The organism is Cloacibacterium sp. TD35, assembly GCF_028864635.1.
Taxonomy (GTDB): Bacteria; Bacteroidota; Bacteroidia; order Flavobacteriales; family Weeksellaceae; genus Cloacibacterium.
On the sequence record NZ_CP104850.1, the window covers coordinates 1,983,115 to 2,001,080 of the forward strand.

Annotated in this window: 18 protein-coding genes; 4 read left to right on the forward strand and 14 right to left on the reverse strand. The window is 32.1% G+C overall.

The features are described from left to right. Window positions 1-73 precede the first annotated feature (73 nt). The gene (locus N7277_RS09140; RefSeq protein ID WP_274779259.1) at window positions 74-706 is read right to left on the reverse strand and encodes a peroxiredoxin; all 633 of its coding nucleotides are present in this window, start codon (window positions 704-706) and stop codon (window positions 74-76) included. A gap of 157 nt (window positions 707-863) precedes the next feature. Next, window positions 864-2,063 carry a pyridoxal phosphate-dependent aminotransferase gene (locus N7277_RS09145; RefSeq protein WP_274779260.1) on the reverse strand — a complete coding sequence of 400 codons (1,200 nt, stop codon included), beginning with the start codon at window positions 2,061-2,063 and terminating at the stop codon, window positions 864-866. Window positions 2,064-2,157: 94 nt separating this feature from the next. On the opposite strand from N7277_RS09145, the gene rsmG reads away from it, so the two are divergent. From rsmG to N7277_RS09165, 4 genes are all read left to right on the forward strand, one after another. Then, window positions 2,158-2,793 (forward strand): 16S rRNA (guanine(527)-N(7))-methyltransferase RsmG, encoded by a 636-nt coding sequence (gene rsmG / locus N7277_RS09150; protein WP_213189132.1) that lies wholly within the window; start codon window positions 2,158-2,160, stop codon window positions 2,791-2,793. A 12-nt stretch (window positions 2,794-2,805) separates the two neighbouring features. After that, window positions 2,806-3,222 carry a hypothetical protein gene (locus N7277_RS09155; RefSeq protein ID WP_274779261.1) on the forward strand — a complete coding sequence of 139 codons (417 nt, stop codon included), beginning with the start codon at window positions 2,806-2,808 and terminating at the stop codon, window positions 3,220-3,222. Window positions 3,223-3,343: 121 nt separating this feature from the next. Continuing rightward, window positions 3,344-3,760 carry a DUF922 domain-containing protein gene (locus N7277_RS09160; protein ID WP_274779262.1) on the forward strand — a complete coding sequence of 139 codons (417 nt, stop codon included), beginning with the start codon at window positions 3,344-3,346 and terminating at the stop codon, window positions 3,758-3,760. Continuing rightward, a complete protein-coding gene (locus N7277_RS09165; protein WP_274779263.1) occupies window positions 3,760-6,456 on the forward strand; it encodes a PD-(D/E)XK nuclease family protein in 2,697 nt (898 codons plus the stop codon). Before N7277_RS09160 ends, N7277_RS09165 begins: the two co-directional genes overlap by 1 nt. 35 nt (window positions 6,457-6,491) lie before the next feature. Here the strand turns inward: N7277_RS09165 and N7277_RS09170 are convergent, their stop codons facing one another. The 12 genes from N7277_RS09170 to N7277_RS09225 all read right to left on the reverse strand — a co-directional run bounded on the left by N7277_RS09170 (window position 6,492) and on the right by N7277_RS09225 (window position 17,959). Beyond that, window positions 6,492-7,724: a dihydrolipoamide acetyltransferase family protein gene (locus N7277_RS09170; RefSeq protein ID WP_274779264.1), complete on the reverse strand. Its 1,233-nt coding sequence runs from the start codon at window positions 7,722-7,724 to the stop codon at window positions 6,492-6,494. Between the two features lie 57 nt (window positions 7,725-7,781). Beyond that, window positions 7,782-8,963, reverse strand: a complete 1,182-nt coding sequence (locus N7277_RS09175) for an acyl-CoA dehydrogenase family protein (protein WP_274779265.1) — start codon at window positions 8,961-8,963, stop codon at window positions 7,782-7,784. A gap of 142 nt (window positions 8,964-9,105) precedes the next feature. Then, the gene (locus N7277_RS09180; RefSeq protein WP_274779266.1) at window positions 9,106-9,597 is read right to left on the reverse strand and encodes a hypothetical protein; all 492 of its coding nucleotides are present in this window, start codon (window positions 9,595-9,597) and stop codon (window positions 9,106-9,108) included. A gap of 180 nt (window positions 9,598-9,777) precedes the next feature. Then, window positions 9,778-10,359, reverse strand: a complete 582-nt coding sequence (locus N7277_RS09185) for an alpha-ketoglutarate-dependent dioxygenase AlkB family protein (protein ID WP_274779267.1) — start codon at window positions 10,357-10,359, stop codon at window positions 9,778-9,780. A 124-nt stretch (window positions 10,360-10,483) separates the two neighbouring features. After that, window positions 10,484-12,886 carry an alpha/beta hydrolase family protein gene (locus N7277_RS09190; protein WP_274779268.1) on the reverse strand — a complete coding sequence of 801 codons (2,403 nt, stop codon included), beginning with the start codon at window positions 12,884-12,886 and terminating at the stop codon, window positions 10,484-10,486. Window positions 12,887-13,095: 209 nt separating this feature from the next. Next, window positions 13,096-13,506, reverse strand: a complete 411-nt coding sequence (locus N7277_RS09195) for a DoxX family protein (RefSeq protein ID WP_274779269.1) — start codon at window positions 13,504-13,506, stop codon at window positions 13,096-13,098. Between the two features lie 126 nt (window positions 13,507-13,632). Further along, window positions 13,633-14,508, reverse strand: coding sequence for a GTPase Era (gene era / locus N7277_RS09200; RefSeq protein ID WP_274779270.1), 876 nt, complete (start codon window positions 14,506-14,508; stop codon window positions 13,633-13,635). Window positions 14,509-14,637: 129 nt separating this feature from the next. After that, on the reverse strand, window positions 14,638-15,402 hold the full coding sequence (locus tag N7277_RS09205) for a class I SAM-dependent methyltransferase (RefSeq protein WP_274779271.1): 765 nt from the start codon (window positions 15,400-15,402) through the stop codon (window positions 14,638-14,640). A gap of 135 nt (window positions 15,403-15,537) precedes the next feature. Next, complete coding sequence (map, locus tag N7277_RS09210) at window positions 15,538-16,347, reverse strand: type I methionyl aminopeptidase (protein ID WP_069799075.1); 810 nt, start codon at window positions 16,345-16,347, stop codon at window positions 15,538-15,540. Window positions 16,348-16,392: 45 nt separating this feature from the next. After that, complete coding sequence (locus N7277_RS09215; RefSeq protein WP_274779272.1) at window positions 16,393-16,740, reverse strand: four helix bundle protein; 348 nt, start codon at window positions 16,738-16,740, stop codon at window positions 16,393-16,395. A 53-nt stretch (window positions 16,741-16,793) separates the two neighbouring features. Next, window positions 16,794-17,225 (reverse strand): BT0820 family HAD-type phosphatase, encoded by a 432-nt coding sequence (locus N7277_RS09220; RefSeq protein WP_274779273.1) that lies wholly within the window; start codon window positions 17,223-17,225, stop codon window positions 16,794-16,796. A gap of 68 nt (window positions 17,226-17,293) precedes the next feature. Continuing rightward, a complete protein-coding gene (locus N7277_RS09225) occupies window positions 17,294-17,959 on the reverse strand; it encodes a response regulator transcription factor (protein ID WP_274779274.1) in 666 nt (221 codons plus the stop codon). Window positions 17,960-17,966 lie beyond the last annotated feature (7 nt).

Sequence of the window (17,966 nt, forward strand, 5' to 3'; positions counted from 1 at the left end):
TTTTTGAACAAGTAAATTTACAAAAAAAGCAGAACAAAATGTTCTGCTTTGGTATTAATTGTATTTTAATATTTTAGTTTTGGCTAAGATATTCTGCAGTAGCAGATCTAGTAGCATTCATTGCTGCTTTACCTTCTTGCCAGTTTGCTGGACAAACTTCTCCGTATTTTTGAACGTGAGTATAAGCATCAATTAATCTTAAATATTCTGCTACGTTTCTTCCAAGAGGCATATCATTTACACTTTCGTGGAAAACTTTTCCTTCTTCATCTATTAAATAAGTCGCTCTGTAAGTTACATTAGACCCAGAAAAAGTTTCGTTTCCTTCTTCATCATATTCGAAATCTTGGTCTACAATTCCTAAAATATTAGCCAATTGTCTGTGTGTATCAGCTAAAAGTGGATAAGTCACTCCTTCGATTCCTCCCATATTTTTTGGAGTAGATAACCATGCGAAGTGTACCTCGTTTGTGTCACAAGAAGCACCAATAACCATAGTGTTTCTGTTTTTAAATTCTTCTAAAGCAGCTTGAAAAGCGTGTAATTCTGTTGGACAAACAAAAGTAAAGTCTTTTGGATACCAAAATAATAATACTTTTGATTGATTTTTTACTGCTTCTTCTAAAACGTTAATTCTTAAATTTTCTCCTGATTTAGAGATTGCGTCTACCGTTACATTTGGAAATTTTCTTCCTACTAATGCCATTTTTTTTGTTGTTTTTACTATTATATTTTCAGACTGCAAAATTAATCAATTTTAAAAATTTTAAAACGAGAAACCGATAATTTTTTTCTATGATTCATAAAAAGCAAAAAATCTTCAGCTTTTGGCTGAAGATTTTAAGGATATTTTTAAAAATTTGTTAATGAATTTCTGCTTCTTTTAAAGCTTTTTTAATTCTATTCATCGCTTCTTTTAATTCTTCTTCAGAAGCTGCATAAGAGAATCTGATACAATTAGCATCACCAAAACTTACACCTCCTACACAAGCTACATGTGCTTTTTCTAATAAAAACATCGCAAAATCATCAGAATTATTGATGAGAACACCGTCAATGGTTTTCCCGATGTAATAAGAAATATCTGGGAAGAAGTAGAAGGCAGCTTTTGGCAAATTAACTTTAAATCCTGGAATATCTTTAATCAATTCAAAAACCAAATTTCTTCGTTTTTCAAAACTTTCTACCATAAAATGATATTCACTCGGATCTGTTTCCAATCCTGTAATCGAAGCTCTTTGTGCAACTGTATTCGCGCCAGAAGTCATCTGTCCTTGCACTTTATCACAAGCTTTGGCTAACCATTCTGGACAAGCGCTATAACCAATTCTCCAACCAGTCATTGCAAAAGCTTTAGACATTCCGTTGATTACTGCAGTTTGTTCATAAACTTGTGGAAATTCTGCAATAGAAGTGTGTTTTCCATCGTAATTGATATATTCGTAGATTTCATCAGAAATAATCGTTACATAAGGATATTTCGACACTACGTTAGCAATTTTTTCTAGTTCGTCTTTTGTGTAATAACTTCCAGAAGGGTTACAAGGCGAACTATAAAGAATCACTTTGGTTTTTGGAGTAATCGCTGCTTCTAGTTGTTCAGCCGTCATTTTAAACTCTGTGTCAATATTCGTTTCAATAAAAACAGAAGTTCCGCCCATCATTTTAACCATTTCGTCATAAGAAACCCAATAAGGAGCTGGTAAAATAACTTCGTCACCATCATTTACTACCGTAGCTAATACATTGAGAATAGACTGTTTTGCACCATTTGAAACACAAATTTGAGTCGGCTTATAATCTAGATTATTATCTCTTTTCAGCTTTTTAGCAATCGCTTGTCTCAATTCTAAAAATCCTGGAACAGGCGAATAATGAGAGAAATTTTGATTAATGGCATCAAAAGCAGCTTGTTTGATATTCGCAGGAACATCAAAATCTGGCTCACCAAGAGTTAAAGAAATCACATCTATTCCGGCAGCTTTCATTTCACGGGCTTTATTGCTCATTACGAAAGTTTGGGAATAACTTAATCTGTTTAATCTATCTGACAGTTTATTCATTTTTACGATTTTTAGCAAAGATAAATTTTAAAGTATAAATTCCGAAAGATTTCCGCGATAAATTCTTTATTTTTGTTGAAATATTAGAATGCATATGTCCTCAGAAATTATTTTAAAATATTTTCCAAATTTAACAGACCAACAAAAATCTCAGTTTCAACAGCTTGAAACACTTTATAAAGATTGGAACGAAAAAATTAACGTGATTTCGAGAAAAGATATTGATGAATTCTACGAAAGACACGTTCTCCATTCATTGGGAATTGCAAAAATTATGGAATTTGCAGATGGAACCAAAGTTCTAGACATAGGAACTGGTGGTGGTTTTCCAGGAATCCCATTAGCGATTTTATTTCCTAATGTAGAATTTACTTTGGTAGATTCTATTGGCAAAAAAATTACGGTAGTGAATGCAGTTGCCGAAAGTCTTGGATTAAAAAATGTAAAAGCCTATCACGAAAGAGCTGAAAAAATAAAAGACAAATTCCATTTTGTAGTGAGCAGAGCAGTTACTCAAATGCCTGTTTTCTTGCGTTGGTTAAAAGGAAAATTCGAAAAAGAACAATTTAACCCAAAACACAACGGCGTTTTATACCTAAAAGGTGGAGATTTAGGAGAAGAACTTGCTGGAATAAAATGTGAAATTTACAATCTGAAAGACCAATTCGAAGAAGAGTTTTTTGACACTAAAAAAGTAGTATATTTATCCAAAGGAAATTTTAATTCATAAAAACTAAAATTAATGAAGAAAATTTTTAACCTCAGTGTAATCGCTTTATTAGCTGGATTTATCGCTGTTTCTTGTGATAGAAATGACGAAGACGAAATACAAAATATAGAATCTATCAAAATAGATAGTGTGAAAATTGCACAAGATACGATGGATGTTTTCACCATTCAAACCATCAAAACATATTCTACTTATCCTAGTGCTTGTGATGATTTTTTTGGATATGATTACATCAGAAACGGTTTAGAAAGAAATGTGGTAGCATATTCTTATACGATTAACGGAACTTGTACTCAAGCAACAAGAGTTGGAGTGAATGGTTTTAACTTTAGACCAGAAGAAAAAGGTATTTACACTTTCAAATTTTGGAACGGAAAAGACAGCAGCAATCAAAACATTTGGATTGAGAAAAAAATTGTAGTAGAGTAGCATGAAGAAGACTTTCAGCCTTATTTTATTGTTTTGTTTTTTAACTGTTTTTTCTCAAAAATTAGTCTGGAAAGAAGGAACAAAACTTAATTGGAGCCTTTTTAAATCACCAGAAAACAAAATGAAAAGTGACAGCACCATTGTCAGTTATTCTTCTTGTGGACTAAGTTACACCGCTTTTAAAGACAAAGCCAATAATAAAATGAAGGTGAGAATAGATGCTACTTTTGACCCAAGCAAATCTTGGAAGCATCCTATTAAGACCAAAAATCTCAATATCAATCATGAACAAGCTCATTTTGATATAGCCGAAATTTACGCTAGAAAACTGAGAAAAGAATTTCTAGAAAATGTAAAAACGGAGAAAGATTACCAATTGAAATTTAAGTTGATTTATCAAGTGATGTATGGTGAATTTCTCGATTATCAAAACTATTATGATAATATTACCAAACGAGGAACCAATGCAGAAAAACAAAATGAGCTAGAAGCAGAAATTAAAGCTCAACTCAAAAAACTAGAACGCTATAAAAACTAATGCTAAACCAAAAATTTTTACAAAAAGTAATATCAGAAATACTTGAAAAATCTTCGGATTTATCGGGTTTTTCATTTATAATACCCGGAAAAAGACCCGTAGTTTTTATTAAAAAGATTTTAAAAGAAAAAAACTATAACGGGTTGCTCCCAGAGTTTTTTACGATTGATGAATTGGTACATTCCATCAGTCAAAAACAAGAAATCAAAGGCATTGCACTTTGGCTTTTTGCCTATCAAACTTATAGTCAACTTTATCAAGATGAAGATCTTGCTACATTTCTAAAATGGTTCCCAACATTGCAAAAAGATTGGGATGATATGCTGAAATTTCATGGAAATGATAAAGAAATTCTGGAATGGATGCTCGCTGAAGAGCGCATCAAAAACTGGGGCGAAAATCTGGGCGATGAAGAAGGCGCTAGAAAGAGAAATCTCAATTTTTGGCGAAAAATGAATGCTTTTCTTCCTTTTTTACAAGAAAAATTAGAGGAACAGCAATTGGCCACTTCAGGAATGATTCATCTTTATACCAGAGAAAATTTAGAAAATTATTGCAAAAATTTCAATCATAGAGCCGTTTTTATCGGATTTAACGCTTTTACTCCCGTTGAAGAAAAACTGGTAAGAACCCTTTTACAATGGGACAAAGCTGATATTTTCTTTCATGCAGATGAATATTATTTCAATGACGAAAGACAAGAAGCCGGGAAATTTCTTCGCGAATACAAAACTTGGAAAGAATTCAATGATTCTAGAAATTTCAACTGGATTGAAAATGAATTTTCTGTAGACAAAAACATAAAAGTTTATGAGGTTTCAGGAAATATTGCTCAAACCAAAGTTTTGCCAGAAATCCTTTCAGAAATACACACAGAAAATTCTGATTATCAAAATACTGCGGTAGTTTTATTAGATGAAAATTTGCTTCCTGCAACGTTAGATTCTCTCGCATCTGTTGAAAAACTGAACATTACAATGGGCTTTCCGTTGAAAAATTTGGCATTTTCAAATGCGATGAAAAAACTGTTTCATCTTCATAAACAACTAGAAAAAAACGCTTCTTCATATTATTACAATGATATTTTGCCTATTTTAGATGAGCTTCCAAAAAATGCACAAGACGAAAATATCATCAAAAATTTCATAGCAACCTTAGAAGAAAGAAATATTGTTTACATTTCTAAAAAACAATTAAGCGAATTATTGAACGGACTATCTTTCTATAATTTGTTTGAAAAACAAAACGCTGAAACTTTACTTAATACTTTAATTCAATTTTGTAAAGATTTAAAATACAACGAAATAGATAACGTACAATATGAAAACATTTCTCATTTTGAGAAGAGTTTCATCATCATCAAGAATCAACTTTCGCCTTATCAATATCAGGTGAAAATCGAAACATTGGAAGTTTTGATTAACCAACTCATCAATTCAGAATCTATAGATTTCGTGGGAGAACCTTTAGAAGGTTTACAATTGATGGGACTTTTGGAAACCAGATTGTTGAATTTTGAAAACATCATTCTTCTTTCTGCCAATGAAGGAAAATTACCATTGGGAAATTCGCAAAATACTTATCTTCCATTTGACGTAAGAAAGCAGTTTAATCTACATACTTTCTTAGAAAACGACGGAATTTATGCATATCACTTTTACCGATTTTTACAGAATGCCAAGAATATATATTTGCTTTACAATGCTCTTGGTTCTGGCGTAAATACAGGCGAAAAAACGAGATTCATTACCCAAATTGAGATGGAATCTCTGCATAAAATAGAGCATATCATCATCGAAAATACTTCTGAACCCATTAATCAAGAACCAATTACGATTGAAAAAACAACTGCTGTTCTTGAAAAATTAGAAGAATGGAAGCAGAAAGTTTCGCCGTCACATTTGGTAACCTACCTTTATAATCCTATTGATTTTTATCTGGATAAAATTCTCAACACCAGAGAAACTACAGAAATTGAAGAAGAGCTTTCTCAACGTAATTATGGAACTTTAGTTCACAATGCTTTAGAATATTTATACGGAAAAATAATTGGTAAAGTATTAAATAGTAGTGATTTAGAAAGTTTACTTCAACAAGTAGATGAATCTATTGACAAAGCGATTGAAAGATTAAAGCATCAACCAGAGTTCTACGAAAAAGGAATGAATTTCGTTCACAAACAAATTGCCAAAAGAGTAGTAGAATCTGTTTTGAATTATGATTTAGAACTGGTTAAATACGGAAATGTGTTAGAAATTGTAGCTTTAGAAAGAAAAATAGAAAACATTTCTTTCAAAATTGATGACAATAATGAAGTGATTTTCTACGGATTTATTGACAGAATTGATATTCTCAACGGAACTTTAAGAATCATTGATTATAAAACTGCGAAACCTAAAAATCTGAAAATCAAAATTGAAGAAGCTAATGTTGAAACTCTTTTCTTTGAAGACAAATACAAACAAGCAATGCAATTGTGTATGTATCAATACTGTATTTCACAAATAGGTGAGTTTAAAAATCGTGAAATAGAAACGGGAATTTGGAGTTTTGCTGAAGTGAATAATGGGGTACAAAACGTAGAATTTGTGAAAGGCAATTTTGAAGATTCCATGATTTCTGTTAAAAATTTAATTTTAGAAATTCTTAATCCAGAAATTCCTTTTACAGAAAAAGTTCATGAAAGCTGGAATTGATAAAAAAAATATAATCAACAAATAAAATGGAGCGTTTAATAACGCTCCATATTTTTTTTAATCTCTGTTAAGAATTTCGAAGCAAGAGCGCCATCTACAATTCTGTGGTCATAGCTTAAAGACAAAGTCATCACCGATTGAGGCAATATTTTCTCTTCGCCATTTTCTTCTATAATCCAAGCTCTTCTGAGAATATTTCCCAAAGCGAGAACTGCAACTTGTGGCCTGGAAATAATAGGCGTTCCGCTTTCTGAACCGAACATTCCCGTATTAGAAACCGTGAAAGTGGTATCCTGAATATCGTCTGGTTTCAGTTTTCCATTTTTAGCTCTTGTTCCTATTTCAGAAACCTGTTTAGCAATTTCTACAACGGATAAATTCTGTGCATTTTTAATATTCGGAACGATGAGATTACCGTCTGGAAGTGCTGCTGCAAAACCTAAATTGATATTTTTCTTTTCTAACAATTCTTCATTATTAAACCAAGAATTTAGAGTAGGATAGACCTTAACAGCGTCTATCACCGCTTTCATGATCAAATGCGTATAGGTTAATTTCACCACATTTTCTTGTAGAAATTTTTCTTTAATTTCTTCGCGATAAGCAACCAATTTTGTCACATTTACGTCCATAAAAGTAGTAACGTGTGGAATGCTTCGCCAAGATTTTTCCATATTTTCGGCGATAAGTTTACGCATTTTAGAAAGTGGTTCTAACGTTTCGTCGAGTTCTACTTTGAGTTGAAGTTTTTCTTCAACAAATGGAGTAGAAGTATTTTGTTTTCTTGGTTTTAAGAAATTTTCTACGTCTTGTTTTCTGATTCTACCGTTTTCACCAGTTCCATTAATTTTCTGCAAATCTTCTAAACTCAAGCCGTTTTCTGCAGCCATTTTTCTTACTACTGGAGAAAGAAATGCAACTATTTCAGAGTTGCGAGGAGTCAACTTAGTATTCTTAATTTCAGAAACAGTTTCTACAGATTGCTTTAGAGTTTCATTACTTGCAATAACTTTTTCTTCAACAGCATCATCAACTTCCATTGTACAAATAGTAGTTCCTACAGAAACTTCTTCGCTTTCTTTTACAAGAATTTCTTTCAGCGTTCCTTCGTATTCTGAGAAAATCTCCGAATCTACCTTATCTGTTCCAATTACAGCAAAAAGTTCATCTCGTTTGATGAAATCTCCAGGTTTTTTAAGCCATTCTACAATTTTAGCTTCTGTGGTAGATTCTCCTATTTTAGGTAATGGTATGTTGATGGTTTTCATTATAAATTAAAAAAGTAGGGACAAATCGTAACTTGTCCCTACAAAATATATTTTTTGTTAAGAAAATGCGTTAATTCCTGTAATATCTAGACCTGTGATGAGCAAGTGAACGTCTTCTGTTCCTTCGTAAGTGATTACAGATTCTAAGTTGGCAGCGTGGCGCATCATTGGGAATTCTCCCATAATTCCCATTCCTCCAAGAATTTGACGAGATTCTCTTGCTATGTTAATAGCCATTCTCACGTTGTTTCTCTTAGCCATAGAAATTTGAGCAGGTGTAGCTTTGTGGTCATTTTTCAATGTTCCTAATCTCCAGCAAAGCAATTGCGCTTTTGTAATTTCAGTTAAAAATTCTGCTAATTTTTTCTGTTGAAGTTGGAAACTTGCAATCGGTTTTCCGAACTGTGTTCTTTCTTTAGAATACTGAACAGCAGTGCAATAACAATCAATTGCTGCGCCAATTACTCCCCAAGAAATTCCGTAACGTGCCGAATTTAAACAAGAAAGAGGACCTTTTAAACCTTCTACGTTTGGTAAAAGATTTTCTTTAGGGACTCTAACGTTATTGAAAACTAATTCACCCGTTTTAGAAGCTCTCAAACTCCATTTATTGGTAGTTTCTGGAGTGGTAAAACCTTCATAACCGCGTTTTACAATCATTCCGCGAACTTTTCCGTCTTCACCTTTTGCCCAAACTACAGCAATATCACAAAGTGGAGCATTGGTAATCCACATTTTAGCACCATTCAATAAATAATGATCACCCATATCTTGGTAATGTGTTTCCATTCCTCCTGGATTAGAACCGTGATTAGGCTCTGTTAAACCAAATGCACCGATAAATTCACCAGAAGCTAATTTTGGAAGATATTTGCGTTTTTGGTCCTCTGAACCAAACTCAAAAATAGGAAACATTACCAAAGAACTTTGAACAGAAGCTGCAGAACGAACGGCAGAATCTCCTCGTTCTAATTCTTGCATAATTAAACCGTAAGAAATTTGGTCTAAACCAGCACCTCCATATTCTTCTGGAATATAAGGACCAAGAGCACCGATTGCTCCTAATTCTTTCATGAGATAAGGAATGTCTTTATGATGTTGCGCTGCATCATCAATTTGAGGCATAATAAATGACTGAACCCAATCTCTTACAGAGTTTCTTATTAATATATGTTCTTCTGTAAGTAAATCATCTATTCCATAATAATCTGGAATGCTATTTAAAGGATAATATGACATTGCGTTTAAATTTTGCTAAAAATACGAGGATTTCGCATAGTATCAAAATACCTAATAGAAAAAGTAAACTGCAACTATTTGTAGAGAAAAAAATAAAAATTTAATCTAAAATAGGGTAGAATAGCATGAAAATTTACTAACATTATTTACATTTAACAGGCGATAAAACTCTTCCAGATTTAAAATCTACACTTTTATCATTCACAATAATCATGGTAGAATCGTTCTTTTGGTTCAAAGCAGTAATTCCTTCGTAAAGTTTGTTTTCTTTCGTCAAAAAGCGAACATCTATTAAAGAATGCATTCCTTCAGAAAACATGTCGTAAGTTAATTTTAAGGTATCACCAGATTTTATACCATACACTTTTCCAGTTGAACCATCTTTTTCATAATTATCATAGCTCATTTTTCCTTTTACTGAATCTGTAGGATATAGAGTATAAGAAAGGTGCAAAGAATCTTTGCCAACCACAGAAACATAACAAAATTGCAGTGTATCTTTATTCGGCTCAAAAGTTTCTGTATAATTCTGGTGAATGGTATCTTCAGGAATTATGTTATATGAAGATGTTTCTTTTTTGTTACAATAGACAAAAGAAATGCTTATCAAAAGAATAATTACAAAATTTTTCATAATTTTTTTTGTAAAAGTATGGCGTAAAACCTTTTATAACTTTATAGAATTCTCTTCAATGATTATAAACATTCAACGGATTAAAAGAATGAGAAGGTTAGGAAACTATAAATATTTAGAAGTTGTATAAAATACAATTTAACATAATATAAATTATAGGAATTAATTGAAATATTATATTTAATCGTTTACAATTGTTCTAAATGTTAAATTTATTCTTGGCTCACAGATTTTAGCATTTGTATAAAGCTTGTGTTTCCAATAGATTTGAGTTTCATCTTTCATGATGAGTAATGAACCATTCTCAAGCTCTAGAGAAATTTCTTCTTTACTAAAATTATGTTTGAAACCAAATTTTCTTTCCGCTCCAAAACTTACAGACGCAATTGCAGAATGTTTCAGAATTTCTTTTTCGTTATCAGAATGCCAACTCATCGCTTCTGAACCATTGTGATAATAGTTCAATAAACACGCATTAAATTTTTCGCCTGAGATTTGTTCCACCGTAGATTTTATTTCTAAAATAAATTTTAGCCAATTCTCAGCGATTTTATTTTTACCAGAATATTTATAAGAAACTCCTTCATCTCCTAAAAAAGCAACTTTTCTTTTGGTAGTAATCTCTTTTCCAAAAATTTTAACTACATCATGTTGCCAATTGATTTCCTTAAGCAATTTAACATAATATATTTCACTTTGTTCCTCTGTGAAGATTTTCCCATAATAATGTACAGTGCCGTCTTTTGGTAAAAGATTATTCATTTCTTAGATATTAGATATGAGATTTCAGATGTGAGATTCTAGACTTTTTTTAAAATTACGAATTTTAATAACATTCAGGATTATTTTAAAAATAAAAAAGACGCTTTTCAGCGTCTTTTAAAATTTATTTTTTCAAACATTTTTCTAAGAATTGGTCTTGTTCCCAAAGTAAATGTAAAATGTTTTCTTTAGCAACATAACCGTGAGCTTCTTTTGGTAAAATCACCATTCTTACAGGTGCTCCCAAGTTTTTCAACGCTTGGAAATAACGTTCTGTTTGCAGTGTAAACGTACCAGGATTGTTATCTGCTTCACCATGAACTAAAAGCATTGGTTTTTTCATTTTATTAGCGTTCATAAATGGCGACATTCCGTTGTAGATTTCAGGAACATCCCAATAATTACGCTGTTCACTTTGGAAACCAAATGGCGTTAAAGTTCTATTATAAGCGCCACTTCTTGCAATTCCACACGCAAAATCATTAGAATGCGTTAATAAATTAGCCGTCATAAACGCTCCATAAGAATGTCCACCAACTGCTACTCTATTTCTGTCTATATAACCTAATTGATCCACTGCATCAATCGCTGCTTTGCCATTAGCAATCAATTGCGGAATAAAGGTATCATTCGGTTCTGTAGTTCCTTCACCAATAATTGGGAAACTTGCATCATCTAAAACCGCATAACCTTTAGTCACCCAATAAATAAACGAACCATAACTTGGGAAGGTAAATTCATTTGGATTAGCAGTGTTTTGTCCAGCAGTTGCTTTATCTTTAAATTCTTCTGGATAAGCCCAAACTAAAAGTGGCAATTTTGGTTTCTTTTTGAAATCATAATTTGCTGGTAGATAAAGCGTTCCTTTCAGCTCTACTCCATCGTTTCTTTTGTATTTAATGACTTCTTTATGAATATTAGAAATACTAGCAAAAGGATTTGCAAACTGAGTTACAGCTTCTGCTTTATTATTTTTAATATTTCTTACAAAATAATTAGGGTACTGATTTTTAGACTGTTGTGTTACTAAAACCGTCCCTTTATTGGCATCAATAATGTCAATAATATCTTCTTTTACATTTGGTGTTTTAGAAGTGTATAATCTTTTGGTTTGGAAGTTTTTAAAATCAAACTCATCAATGAAAGGAAACTGACCATCCTTGGTAAATCCATCACCAATTAAGTGTGCTTTTCCGTTTTTTATGGAAATTACATATTGTCCGAATTCATTTTTATCGGTTTGGAAATTTCCTGGATCTGCATAAACATTTTGATAATTTCTTTCGGCAATTTCTTTATTTTCCCCTGTTTTTGGATTAAGGAAATACGTTTTTTGTGAACGCGTGTCATACCAAGAATCCATCACAACTGCATTTTCTTCATTCCCAAATTGAATTCCTCCAAATCTTTGTTTGGTTTTCATCAAGGATTTAGGTTCAGCAGAAAAAGGTGCATCCCAAGTAAAAATTTCGTCTCTGAATTCTGCTTTTTTGCTTTGGTCACCGCCATCTAAAGCTTCTACAAAATATAAACTTGCAGGTTTATCTGCTCTCCAAGACATATTTCTTTTGCCCGTTCTTACTGATGAAAAACCTTTTGGCATAATTTCATTCAACGGAACATCATTTACTGTTTTCACTAAATTTCCTTGTAAATCAAAAACTTGAACATTCATCGGAAATCTAGAAAGCGGAACGATGTATGAAAATGGTTTTTTAATGGTAGAAATCATCACATAATTTCCGTCTGGCGAAAGTTGGATTCCTGCATAAATATCAGCAGATTTATAAGGAGTTTCTGCTCCATCAATATTCATTTTCACCAATTCTGCTCTTGTTAAAGTCTCAAAATTGGCTTCATCCATAGGATTTTTTAATAAATCTTGATACGTTCTGTTTTGAGAAACTTTTCCGTCTGCATTAGAAACAATTGGTCCCGCTGGAAGATTTTTCTTTTCATTTAAAAGAGCTGGTCTGTTAGCTGGAAGTTTTCTTACGATTAATTCTTGAGAATTTTTCAGCCAAATAAAAGGAGAACCTAAATTGGCATTAAGATTATCATTTGAGATTTTCTTTGCAGTTCTGGTTTCTAAATCTAAAATCCAAAGTTCTACTCCTTTTTCTGTAGTATTGGTAAATGCTAATTTTTTTTCGTCGGGAGACCAAGAAAGATTCGTGATTTTAGGATTTTGAGGTAATCCAATTACTTGTGTTTCTTGCTTTTCGTTGAATTTTCTAACTTTTAAATTATTGATATACGTAACAGAACTCGAAATGTTGGTTACAGGATTTACACGCAAACCTGCCAATTTCATTTCTTCTTGGTTAAGGTCGTCTAACGTTTTATAAGTAGGTCTGTAAGAAAAAACCATCCAATCTTTTTTGCTGTTCATAGAAACAGAAGGTGTTCTTTGGAAATCAGCGAGTTGAAGAATTTCAGCAGAAGGTTTTTGGTAGGTTAAATTTTCTTGCGAAAATCCACAAATGGATAAAGCGAGAAATAAAACAGAAATTTTGATAGATCTCATATTTTAAATTTTTGATTTTTTGATTAGTGGTTTTATTGAAGGGAAAGTTACAATTTTTCCTGAAATTTCTGAAGATTTCTGCGTCTGCGCTCACGATGGAAGCGGCATCCTTTTTCTTTGGTTTTGGAAAACGCTTTGGAAAGAAAAAGATACAGCGAACAGCGTGTCAAAGCGCCATAAAAAAAGACGCTCAAAAAGCGCCTTTGAATTTATTTTCGATTAATCATTCTGTCGATAGAAATGCTTCCGGGGCCTGCTACAAATATTAAAATGTAGTAGAATAAATAGAGCAAAGCCATTTCTTGTTTGGCAAATGGATCATTACCATGTACAACGAAAACCGCAACTAACATGGTGATAATAAGCGGCATAGAAACAAATCTGGTAAAAAGTCCTAAAATTAAGAATAGTGAACAGAGAACTTCTGCAAGAACTGCTAAAATAAGAGATGTTTTGGTACCGATTCCGAGAAAATTAATAAAATCATGACTTCCTCCAAGCAGTTGCATGAGTTTAGGAAATCCGTGGGTGAGCATTCCTAATCCTACAAAAATTCTAATGGCTAATAACGCCCAGTCTAACAAAGTCTTGTTATAACCCGTTGTATTAAGATTCTTCATTTTTTCTTTTTATTTAGACTACCAAAAATAAAAAATAAATTTGAATAAAGCATATTTAATCATTTTGAGATAATAATTTTTTTATAAGAGCTAAAAAAACTCAACCGAAATGATTGAGTTTTAATGTTATCTGTAACCAAAATTTTTGAGGTCTCTTTCGTTTTTACGCCAGTCTTTTTTAACTTTTACAAAAAGATTAAGATGAATTTTCTTTGAAAAGAATTTCTCTAAATCTATTCTGGCTTCGGTTCCCACTTTTTTGATGGCTTCACCTTTGTGACCTATGAGAATTCCTTTTTGCGTGTCTCTTTCTACGTAAATAATAGAGTCTATAAAGATAATTCCTTCTTTTTCTTTGAACATTTCTGTTACCACTTCTACAGAATACGGAATTTCTTTGTCGTAATTCAGCAATATTTTTTCTCTGATGGTTTCGTTTACGAAGAAACGTTCAGACTTATCTGTAAACTGGTCTTTGTCGTAATAAGGCGGATTTTCGGGCAATAAAGCTTTTAATTTTGGCAAAATTAAATCGGTATTAAAACCTTCTAAAGCTGAAATCGGTAAAATTTCTGCTTTTTCAATTTTATTATGCCAATACTCTACTTTTTCGAGCATCGCTTCTTGATTAGAAATGTCTATTTTATTGAGTAAAATAAGGACTGGAACTGGAATTTTGTTCAGTTTATCTACCAAAAATTCATTCGGTTCTTCTTTATCCGTAACATCTACGATGAACAAGAAAACGTCTGCATCTTGTAAAGAATCTTTTACAAAATCCATCATTTTTTCCTGCAATTCGTACTTGGGTTCTAGAACTCCTGGAGTGTCAGAAAATACGATTTGTAGGTCTTCTTCATTATAAATTCCAAAAATACGGTGTCTTGTTGTTTGTGCTTTTTGGGTTACAATCGCCAGTTTCTCACCCATCAATTGATTGAGCAATGTAGATTTTCCTGCGTTTGGTTTCCCAACTATATTTACAAATCCTGCTTTGTGCATTTGTTTTACTTAAAATTAAAGGATTAAAATATTTAAAATTTCTTTTTTGCAAAGGTAAGGAAAATAGAATTGAGAACTAATTAAAACGAAAAAATTGTCATTGCGAAGGAATATCAAGATATTTTGAAATTACTTTCTTACCACTGGTAAAATTTCGGTTACGTTTAAACCGAATCTTTTTTGTTCTTCTTCAGAAAATTTTTGAGAATAGAAATTTATATCTACTGAGAAACCTACGGATTTTAGTCTTTCGAAATAATCCATTCCGTACCAGCGAACATGGTCATATTGCCCAAAATGTTTTTGGCGTTCTTTTGGTTCTGTAATGGTGAAATCTTCGTATGTTTTCTCTAGAGAATTTTTCATGGGAACTTGCAGAATTCCCCACCCTCCTTTTTTCATCACTCTGTACAATTCGCTCATCGCTTTTTTATCATCTATAATGTGTTCTAGAACGTGATTGCAAAAAATGACATCAAAACTTTCATCTTCAAAAGGTAAATCTAGAATGTCTGCTTTTACATCTACAATTGGCGAAAACAAATCTGCAGAAGTGTATTCTAAATTCTTCATTTTCTTGAATTTTCTCAAGAATTCTTGCTCTGGAGCAATGTGAAGCACTTTATAATTTTGAGTGAAAAAATCGGTTTCATTTTTTAGATACAACCACATTTGACGATGGCGTTCAAGGCTTAAAGTACCTGGCGAAAGAGCATTTTCACGTTGCTTTCCGTAACCATACGGTAAAAATTTACGGTATGATTTCCCATCAATTGGGTCGGTGAATTTATTTCCTTTGAAAAAAAGATAGATTAAAGGGCGAAGAAAAATGCTTAAGTTAATAAGCATAGGTCTTGGAATTTTATTCAGTAAAAATGAGGCAATTTTCTTCATATAATTTCTAATTCAAATTTAAAAAAATATCATTATAAAAGAATAAAATTATTTTTCTTAGTTCAACTTTTAACTTTAGAAAAGAAAAAAAGCAGACAAAAGTCTGCTTTTACATTGATTATGAATGAAGTATTTCTAAAAATCCATAGTAAATGGTTCTTCTTCATTACTTGTAATTCCTAGGGCTTCATAAATATATTTGAAGGTAGAAAGTAAAACTGGTTTTCCATTAATCACCGCTACATCATGTTCAAAATGCGCAGAAGGTGTCTTGTCTAATGAAGTTACCGTCCATCCATCTTTGTGGAATTTTACCTGATGCGTTCCCAGATTAACCATAGGTTCTATGGCGACTACTAGACCATCTTTGATGACTTTTCCGCTGCCTTTTCTTCCATAATTAGGAACTTGAGGATCTTCGTGCATGGTTCTACCCAAACCGTGACCTACCAATTCTCTTACCACTCCGTAACCATGTTTTTCGCAATGCGTTTGAATAGCGTTTGAAATATCTCCTATTCTTTTTCCGCGAACACATTGTTCTATTCCTTTGTAAAGTGATTCTTTGGTTACTTGAAGTAATTTTTTGGTTTCTGGTGCTACTTCTCCTACTTCGAATGAATAGGCATGGTCACCATAAAAACCATTCATGTAAACACCACAATCTACAGAAAGAATGTCTCCTTCTTCAAGCGGAATATCTTTTGGAATACCGTGAACTACTTCTTCATTGGGAGAGATACATAGGGAATTTGGGAAACCATACATTCCTAAAAATGCAGGTTCACCGCCATGATCTTTAATAAAATCATGAGCTAATTTATCTAAATGTAATGTGGTAACTCCTGGTTTAATTTCTGCTGCAATCATTCCTAAAGTTTTAGAAACAAGTTGAGCACTTTCGCGCATTAAACGGAGTTCTTCTATTGTTTTAAGTATAATCATTTTATTTAAAGAGCCATGGCAAAAGTAAAAAGAGCCATGAATTATTTATAATTTAGTATTGTTTATAATAGAAGCTAAAATATTTTTAAGTTCTTTACTCTCCTGTATAAGAGATTCTAACTGTTCGTTTTCTGACCTTTCTAAAGCTTTAATTACTCTTAGCCAATAATTAGACTCTCTAGCTTCTCGAAGAGATATTCTTACTTTATTTTTAAAATCAGCTTTTGAAGAACCTGCTTGTGATTCTTCATAATTAGCACCAATTGAAGTAGACAATTTTGTTAGCTGTAATTTTATTACATTATATTCAAAATCACGAGGTAAAGTTCTTAAGAAAATAATGCAGTTCACCCCAAATTTAAAAGTTCTATCTAACAGATTATTATTTTGCATACATTAGATTATAAAACTTGTTTCTTTTTACTTTTTACTTGGGTCTTTTAATTTTACCAAAACAAACCTCTTTTCTTTTCTTTTTTCATTTTAGAATAGGCCAAAACTTCGCCGCCTTCTACCCTGAATTCTATTCTTTCAGTGATGATATTATAGATTTCTCCCCAACCTGGAAAACCTCCTAGGTTTCTATCATCTATGAATAAATCTGCATCTATTTTTCTAGATTGAGTTTCATCATCAAAGATTTCACCTTCGAAACTAGAGTTTACGGCGTAGAATTCTAGTCCATTTTTTTTACAAAATTCTACAGCTTCTTCTAAAGATTTCCCGTGTCTATATGTCCAAAGAATTAATCTATAACCTTCTGACTGTAATTTTTTTAGGGTTTCAAAAGCAAAAATTTTTGGTTTTCCGATTGATGGATAAGCATCTTCTACAATAGTTCCATCAAAATCTATAGCGAGTTTTTTATTACTTAACATTTACCGATTTAGTTTTTGCAAATATAAGAAATAAAAAAAGGCTAATAAAATAAGCCTTTTAGAAAATATTAAATCCATTTATTTTTATATGCCAGATTCATGACTTGGCTTCTAGAATTAAGATGGAGTTTTTTATAAATATTATTTACGTGAGTTCTTACGGTATTAGGACTTATAAATAATTTATCTGCAATTTCGTGATGGTTATAGCCTTTTACTACTTCTCTTAGAATTTCCATTTCTCTGTCGCTTAATTGGTGGTCTATTATTGCATTTTGCATACTTGCAATAGGTTTGGGGGTTTCTTTTAGAAGTTCCATTGCTCTTCTTGCAATCGCTGGACTCATAGGAATTCCATCAAATTGCACTACATTTTTTATGGCTTCTACAATGTTTACCCCTTTATCTTCTTTAAGCAAATAACCACTTGCTCCAGCCTTTATTGCTTCAAAGATTTTATCGTCATCTCCATAAATGGTCAAAACAATATACTTGATTTCTGGAAATTTAATAGAGGCAGACGCAATGGTAACAATACCGTCTAAAATAGGCATTTCTAAATCCATTAAAACCACTTGAGGATAATCACTTTTTGGAAGAGTTTCTAATTTTTCAAAAAACTCTTCACCGTTTGTTGCTTCAAAAGCTAAAACCACGTCTTGATAAGGCGCGAGTTTTTCTTTTATGGTTATTCTATTAACCTGATTATCATCTACTATTGCTACTTTTATCATTGTTTTT

Bases quoted from the DNA above. Each gene is read 5' to 3' on its own strand.
- N7277_RS09225 (WP_274779274.1), bottom strand. From the start codon at position 17,959: ATGATAAAAGTAGCAATAGTAGATGATAATCAGGTTAATAGAATAACC.
- N7277_RS09195 (WP_274779269.1), bottom strand. From the start codon at position 13,506: ATGAAGAATCTTAATACAACGGGTTATAACAAGACTTTGTTAGACTGG.
- N7277_RS09170 (WP_274779264.1), bottom strand. From the start codon at position 7,724: ATGAAAACCATCAACATACCATTACCTAAAATAGGAGAATCTACCACA.
- N7277_RS09145 (WP_274779260.1), bottom strand. From the start codon at position 2,063: ATGAATAAACTGTCAGATAGATTAAACAGATTAAGTTATTCCCAAACT.
- N7277_RS09180 (WP_274779266.1), bottom strand. From the start codon at position 9,597: ATGAAAAATTTTGTAATTATTCTTTTGATAAGCATTTCTTTTGTCTAT.
- N7277_RS09220 (WP_274779273.1), bottom strand. From the start codon at position 17,225: ATGTTAAGTAATAAAAAACTCGCTATAGATTTTGATGGAACTATTGTA.
- era (WP_274779270.1), bottom strand. From the start codon at position 14,508: ATGCACAAAGCAGGATTTGTAAATATAGTTGGGAAACCAAACGCAGGA.
- N7277_RS09175 (WP_274779265.1), bottom strand. From the start codon at position 8,963: ATGTCATATTATCCTTTAAATAGCATTCCAGATTATTATGGAATAGAT.
- N7277_RS09165 (WP_274779263.1), top strand. From the start codon at position 3,760: ATGCTAAACCAAAAATTTTTACAAAAAGTAATATCAGAAATACTTGAA.
- N7277_RS09160 (WP_274779262.1), top strand. From the start codon at position 3,344: ATGAAAAGTGACAGCACCATTGTCAGTTATTCTTCTTGTGGACTAAGT.
- N7277_RS09155 (WP_274779261.1), top strand. From the start codon at position 2,806: ATGAAGAAAATTTTTAACCTCAGTGTAATCGCTTTATTAGCTGGATTT.
- N7277_RS09140 (WP_274779259.1), bottom strand. From the start codon at position 706: ATGGCATTAGTAGGAAGAAAATTTCCAAATGTAACGGTAGACGCAATC.
- N7277_RS09185 (WP_274779267.1), bottom strand. From the start codon at position 10,359: ATGAATAATCTTTTACCAAAAGACGGCACTGTACATTATTATGGGAAA.
- N7277_RS09205 (WP_274779271.1), bottom strand. From the start codon at position 15,402: ATGAAGAAAATTGCCTCATTTTTACTGAATAAAATTCCAAGACCTATG.
- rsmG (WP_213189132.1), top strand. From the start codon at position 2,158: ATGTCCTCAGAAATTATTTTAAAATATTTTCCAAATTTAACAGACCAA.
- map (WP_069799075.1), bottom strand. From the start codon at position 16,347: ATGATTATACTTAAAACAATAGAAGAACTCCGTTTAATGCGCGAAAGT.
- N7277_RS09215 (WP_274779272.1), bottom strand. From the start codon at position 16,740: ATGCAAAATAATAATCTGTTAGATAGAACTTTTAAATTTGGGGTGAAC.
- N7277_RS09190 (WP_274779268.1), bottom strand. From the start codon at position 12,886: ATGAGATCTATCAAAATTTCTGTTTTATTTCTCGCTTTATCCATTTGT.